The organism is Microbacterium sp. (assembly GCF_051953575.1).
Classification (GTDB): domain Bacteria; phylum Actinomycetota; class Actinomycetes; order Actinomycetales; family Microbacteriaceae; genus Microbacterium.
In genome coordinates this window covers 1-6,068 of the sequence record NZ_JBQCIP010000163.1, presented here as the reverse complement: position 1 = coordinate 6,068, position 6,068 = coordinate 1, and the positions used below count along the sequence as shown (strand labels likewise).

Annotated in this window: 5 protein-coding genes; 2 read left to right on the top strand and 3 right to left on the bottom strand. The window is 69.8% G+C overall.

Annotation, left to right across the window (positions count from 1 at the left end; all coding sequences use genetic code 11):
- Together ACTHNQ_RS10245 and ACTHNQ_RS10240 are read right to left on the bottom strand one after the other, a co-directional pair.
- On the bottom strand, positions 1-266 hold a 266-nt coding region (locus tag ACTHNQ_RS10245; protein ID WP_440333276.1), incomplete at its 3' end, for a YciI family protein.
- Between the two features lie 123 nt (positions 267-389).
- Positions 390-716, bottom strand: a complete 327-nt coding sequence (locus ACTHNQ_RS10240) for an L-rhamnose mutarotase (RefSeq protein WP_018173247.1) — start codon at positions 714-716, stop codon at positions 390-392.
- A gap of 134 nt (positions 717-850) precedes the next feature.
- On the opposite strand from ACTHNQ_RS10240, the gene ACTHNQ_RS10235 reads away from it, so the two are divergent.
- Both ACTHNQ_RS10235 and ACTHNQ_RS10230 read left to right on the top strand, forming a co-directional pair.
- A complete protein-coding gene (locus ACTHNQ_RS10235) occupies positions 851-1,030 on the top strand; it encodes a hypothetical protein (protein ID WP_018173248.1) in 180 nt (59 codons plus the stop codon).
- A gap of 56 nt (positions 1,031-1,086) precedes the next feature.
- Positions 1,087-1,443, top strand: a complete 357-nt coding sequence (locus ACTHNQ_RS10230) for a hypothetical protein (protein ID WP_440333275.1) — start codon at positions 1,087-1,089, stop codon at positions 1,441-1,443.
- Between the two features lie 73 nt (positions 1,444-1,516).
- Here the strand turns inward: ACTHNQ_RS10230 and pulA are convergent.
- Positions 1,517-6,068: pullulanase-type alpha-1,6-glucosidase (gene pulA / locus ACTHNQ_RS10225; protein ID WP_440333274.1), on the bottom strand; the 4,552-nt coding region annotated here is incomplete at its 5' end.

The following is a 6,068-nucleotide window of genomic DNA, read 5'->3' as shown; positions in this document are numbered from 1 at the left end:
GCGATCTCGATCGCCTCGTCGAGGCTGTCGACCTCGAGGATGTCGAAGCCGCAGATCACCTCGGCCGTCTCGACGAACGGACCGCGCGTGGTGAGCACCTTGCCGCCGCGCACCTTGACGACCGTGGAGTCCGCCTGCGGGGCGAGCACCTCGCCGATGATGCGCTTGCCGCTGGCGTCGAGCGGGTCGACCCACAGGTCGACGTCGGAGTCGTCGACCTCGGCGTCGGGCTCGAGCGAGGTGACGACGAACATCATGTACTTCATTTCAGATCCTTCCGCTGCGGGCGGGCTCGTGCCGGCCTCACTGGGGTCGTCGTGCGACGGGCGCCGACATCGACACTTCCCCGGATTTCTTTTTTCACAGAGTGGATGCCGTCGCCGCCGGCGTCAGCCGCGCTGCTCGCTGAGCCGCCAGACCTGGGGCAGCACCATGCCTTCGGGGGCGTCGCCGTCGAGCACGAAATGGTCGACGTGCTCGCCGATGCGGGCCTGCCAGGCGGCGTCGGCGGGGTCGCCCTCCAGCGCCCGCATGGCGGCGGCGAAGTCGTCGCAGTCGACGACGTGGAACAGGTGCGATCCGGAGCGCCAGATCGTCCAGTCGTGGATCCCGATGCGTGCGAAGCTCGCCGCGAGATCGTCGGGGATGCGCTCGTGCTCCCTGTCGTACGAGCTCTCGTGACCGTCCTTGACGATCGAATGCAGGGCGACTCTCATGGCGACTCTCCGGCGGGTCGGGCGGACGGGCTCCACCGTAGCCGATGTGCCGGGCAGAGGATCATCCCGCAGGCGGAGGCGGATGAGACCGTGGGCTGACGCGCGTGGACGACGTGCTCCGTAGCGTCGAAGACATGGTCACCACCACGTCTGCCGTCCGCCTCCCCCGTCGCCGCGAACTGTCGCCGGTGACGGCCGCCCTGCTGACGATCGGCGGGAACATCCTCATCCTCACGATCATCGGGCTGGCCGTCGCCGGGGTGGGCATCGCGGCCGTCGCGGTGTTCGGCGCGCAGCTGCTCGGCTCGATCTGACGCTGGTCCCCGGTCCCCCTGTCGCCGGGGAGCCCGCCCCCGCTAGGCTCGCGCCCATGACCGACGTCGCGACGAAACCCGGCCCCACCAGGCCCGGAACCAGCCTGCGGGGGTTCTCCGCACCCCTCGTCCTTTTGCTGGGGCTGGTGATCGTGCCCGTCGGGCTCGCCCTCGCGACCCTGCCGCAGGGCGCGCCCACCGACGAGGACTACGTGCGCATGGCGTTCGCGAGCGTCGCGGCGTGCACGATCGGCATCGCGAGCGTCCTCGGGCTGCTGGTCGACCGGATCGTGCGCCGCGCGAAGGCGTCCACTATCGCGCTGTTCGCGGTCGTCGCCCTCGTGGTCGTGCCGTGGCAGCTGAGCGCGATCACCAGCGCGGCCGACCTGTTGCTCGTGCGCCTCAGCCTCTGACGCGTCCCGGAATCGCGAAAGGGTACATTTCCGCCGCGTGGCGCCCGGAAACGTACCCTTTCGCGGATCCTGATCAGTGCTTCTGCGCCTCGACCAGCACGACGGCGGTGCGGGCGGGGACGGTGATCGTCCCGGTGGCGGCATCCCACGTCGTCGTCTTGACGACCGGGTCGGAGCCCTTCGCGAGCGCCGGTGTGAGGGCGAACGAACGCCCCTTCAGCTGCGCGACGGTCTGGGTGACCGGCTCGGTCCCGGCGTTGAACACCACCAGGGCGCCCTTCAGCTTCGGGTCCACATCCTTGCCGACGAGGTCGTCGATGAGCATCACGACGACGCCGGGTGCGGCATCCGGCCCGCTGTTCGGGAACGTGACCTTCTGCTCGATCAGCGAGGCGGACCCGAGGCGCAGCAGCCCCACCTCGTCGCGCACCCGCAGCAGGTCGAGGGCGGATGCCTCGGCCGTGGCGATGTCGGACGCACCGGGCTTGTTGGCGGGGTTCGCCAGGAGCGGCTGCATGATGCCCCAGTTGTCGTCGTTGTCGGCCGCCATCGGCAGCCCCGAGCCGAACGTCGACTGCTGGCCCGTCCAGTCGATGCGGTTGAACCAGTCGCCCGAGTTGTAGCTGTTGCGGTCCAGCGACTTCGAGCGCAGCAGCTCCGTGCCCGCGTGCCAGAACGAGGGCGTCTGCGCGTACGTCGTGGTCGCGAGCTCCAGCGTGTTCATGCGCACGCGGTCGGCCATCGTGGTGTCGGCCGGGAGCTTCAGCATCGACAGGTCGAACAGCGTCTCGTTGTCGTGCGCGTCGACGTACGTGATGATCTCGTCGGGCTGGTCGGCGTAGCCTGCCGGCGAGCCGCGGTAGTCGAGCTCGTCGCCCGCCTTCACGGCACCGGTGTGATCGGTCAGCACGTAGTCGCGGAGGTTGCCCGCGAGTCCCAGCTTGACCAGATCGGTCTGGTGCGCGAGGTCGGCCAGTGCCTGCTCGGTCGTGCCGTTGATCGGCGCCCCGTTGGGGTCGGTGCCCAGGCCCGTGCCGAAGCCCTGCTGCTGGATCGTCTCTCCCGCGACCGGGCTGCCGCCGTGCACGGCGTCGCGCAGCCGGTCGCTGAACGTGCCGATGCCGGTGCCGCCCAGCTGTCCCTGCGTGGCCTGTTCGAAGAGGGCGTTGTTCGCGACCTCGCCGAAGTTCCAGCCCTCGCCGTACAGGTAGATGGCCTTGCCGTCGACGCCGTCCTTCTTCAGCGTGAGCTCGTCGAGCGCAGCCCGGATCTCGAGCATGTTCTGCTTCGAGTGGTGGCCCATCAGGTCGAAGCGGAAGCCGTCGACCTTGTACTCCCGTGCCCACAGCACGACCGAGTCGACCATCAGCTTCTGCGCGACCTCGTGCTCGGTGGCCACGTTCTGGCAGCACGTCGAGGTCTCGACGTTGCCCGCCGCGTTGAGGCGCTGGTAGTAGCCGGGCACCACCTGGTCGAGCACCGAGGTCGCGTTCTGCCCCGACGCCGAGGTGTGGTTGAACACCTGGTCGAGCACGACCTGCAGGCCCATGCCGTGCAGCGCCCCCACCATCTCGCGGAACTCCGAGACGCGTGCGCCGCCCTCGGGCTCCACCGCGTACGAGCCCTCAGGCACCGAGTAGTGGTACGGGTCATAGCCCCAGTTGAAGCCGTCGGTGTCGGCGACCGCGGCGACGCAGGCCTGCTGCTGGTCGCTGTCGGCCGGCATCGATGCGAGGTCGCAGGCGGGCGTCTGCTGCTTCGAACGGTCCTCTTCGATCGTGGCGATGTCGAACGTCGGCAGCAGGTGCACGGTGTTGATGCCGGCGGCCGACAGCTGACGCAGCTGCTTCGTGCCGGCGCTGTCGCGCGTGAACGCCTTGTACGTGCCCCGCTCGGCGGCGGGCACCGTGGTGTCGCCGATCGAGAAGTCCCGCACGTGCAGTTCGTAGATCGCACGATCCACCGGGCGGGCGACGACCGGAGCCGGCGTCTTCTCCCACGCCTTCGGGCGCCACGTCTTGTCGTCGAGGTCGATGGCGACCGACCGCTCCGAGTTGACGGTGAGTGCGACCGAGTACGGGTCGGTGACGTCGTTCGTCTCGACCTTGCCGGTCGTCGGCGCGTAGACCGCGACCTCCCACAGGTACTCGTCGCCCTTCAGGCCCTTCGCGCCCTTGACCGTCCAGACTCCGGATGCCGCATCCCACTGCGCCTCGTGGCGCACCGGGTCGCCGTCGGTCCCGGCATCCCACGTGAGCAGCGTCGCCGCCTGCGCGGTCGGCGCCCACAGGCGGAACGTCGGCTCGCCCTTCTTCGAGAAGGTGACGCCGAGGTCGGCGTCGGCGGCGGCATCCGCGTACAGGTCGTCGAGCACGCCCGGGATCTGCACGCCCGTGAACGCCGCGAGCGCACCGGTCGCGCCTCGCTGAGCGACCATGAGCTGGCCCTTCAGCAGGTCGGCGACCGCGGCACGGTCGACGCCGTCGACGTGGAGCGCGACGAAGCCGGCGAGCGCGGGGAACCTCTTCTTCTGAGCGTCCGTCAGACCGCCGTCGATGCGCGTCAGCGCGATCGGGTCGGTGCCGCCGGTGACCTCGCGGTCCGCGGTGAGGCCGAGTGCGGCATCCTTCGATCCGTACAGCTGCCAGGCCGCGCCGGCGGCCGGCGCACCGAGATCGGTCGGCCAGGCGATGGTCTCGGCGTCGATCCAGTGCGCACGCAGCTCGCCCGTGCCTGCCAGCGGCGGGTCGCTCGCCTTGACCGTGAGGACGTGCGTGGCCAGCGTGTAGCGGAAGGTGACGACCTTGCCGGCGGTGGCGCTGAACGTGATGTTCGCGCCGCCGGGAGCGCCGCCCGCGCCGTAGTTCTCGGTCCACGAGCGGCCGTGGGCGACCTTCACCTCGTACGAGCCGGTGGGCAGGTCGTCGGTCGTGAACTGGAACACGCCGTCGCCGTCACGGTCGAACATCATCGTCGCAAGGCAGTCCGGCATCCAATCGCCCGTGCAGCCGAGCTCGCTCTGCAGGTTGCCCGGCAGCGTGATGACGGGGCCGTCGTCCGTGGTGCGGATGTTCTTGGTGCGCGGGTCGAAGAAGAACTCGACGGGTCCGCCCGCGTGGACGAGCGTGATGTTGCCGCCGTTCTGCACGCCCCCGGCGCCGTAGTTCTCGTCCCACTTCTTCTCGGTGGCGATCTTGAACTCGTACGTGCCTGCCGCCAGGTCGGCGAGCTTCAGGTCCCAGATGCCGTCGACCTTGGTCATCTGCACGGCGTCGCAGTCCGGCTGCCAGTCGCCCGGGCAGCCTGCCTTGCTGTTGAAGCTGCCGGGCACGCTCACCGCGCCGTACTCGGTCGGCGTCTGCGGCTCCTCCTCGACGGGCTCCTCCGGCGTCTCGTCGATGCCGGTGCTCACCTTGTTGCCCACCGACGCGTACGTCGAGGCGGCAGCGTGGTGGCCGGCGGCATCCGTCGTGACGGCCCGGTACTCCACCAGCGTGCCGGCCGCGAGACCGTCGACGGTGTGGAAGACGCCCGGGTCGGTGTCTTCGGCGGTGCCCAGCGCGTGCCACTGGTCCGACCCGACGACGCGCCACGCGAAGCTCGTCTCCTGCCAGGTCGTGTCGTCCACGTCGGCGCTCACCGCGGCGGTGCCGCTGAGGCCCGCGCCCGCGGCCGGCACCGAGACGGTCACGGGCGTCGCCGCAGCGGGGGCGGTGACCGTCGTGCCGGCGCGATAGACCACGGCCGACAGTGCCGGGACGTTCACCGAGGTCGCCGAGGCGGCATCCGTCGAGATCCCGATCGACGCGCCGAAGACCGGGGTGTACGACGCGTTGGCGGTGAGGGTCGTGAGGTTCACGGCCTTGTCGGCGGTCGTGTTGTTGAGGGCGACCAGGTACTCGACCTTCTCGTCGCGGTCGACGCGCGAGAACGCGTACACGCCGGCGCCGTTGTCGGCGTACCGCTCGATCTGCGCGCCCGTGACGAGCGCCGGGTTCGCCTCGCGGAGCGCCGCGAGGTCGGCGATGCGCTCATAGACGGGCGCGGACGTGTCGTAGCGGTCGACCGATCCGGCGTGCTCGCCGGTGATGAGGTTCTGGTCCTGGTACGACGGCACGTGGCTCGCGAACAGCGACTGGCGGGCGTCCTTGTCGCCTCCGGTGCCCACGAAGCCCTGCTCGTCGCCGTAGTAGACGACGGGCTGGCCGCGACCGAGGAACATCAGGTCATGGGCGAGCAGGTCGCGCTGCAGCGCGTTGTCGGCGTCCTTGAGGAAGTAGCCGACGCGGCCCATGTCGTGGTTGCCGAGGAACGTCGGGAGCGCGGTGGCCGACGAGTCCGGCGTCGTGTAGCGGTCGTCGCCCGCGTAGAGGGTCTGCAGGGTCTTGGTGTTGCCGCCGTTCGCGAAGCTCACCGCCGACGACTGGAACGTGAAGTCGAGCACGCTCGACATGTCGGTGTCGCGGACGTACGGCGACAGCTTCGCCGGGTCGGCGTCGTACACCTCGCCGAACATGAAGAAGTCGGGCTTGCCCTTCGCGTGCGCGTAGTCGAGCACGCGGGTCGTCCACTGCTGCCAGAACTCGAAGTTCACGTGCTTGGCGGTGTCGATGCGGAAGCCGTCG

Excerpts from the sequence above, each read along its gene's own strand:
- ACTHNQ_RS10240 (WP_018173247.1), bottom strand. The coding sequence starts at position 716 with ATGAGAGTCGCCCTGCATTCGATCGTCAAGGACGGTCACGAGAGCTCG.
- ACTHNQ_RS10235 (WP_018173248.1), top strand. The coding sequence starts at position 851 with ATGGTCACCACCACGTCTGCCGTCCGCCTCCCCCGTCGCCGCGAACTG.
- ACTHNQ_RS10230 (WP_440333275.1), top strand. The coding sequence starts at position 1,087 with ATGACCGACGTCGCGACGAAACCCGGCCCCACCAGGCCCGGAACCAGC.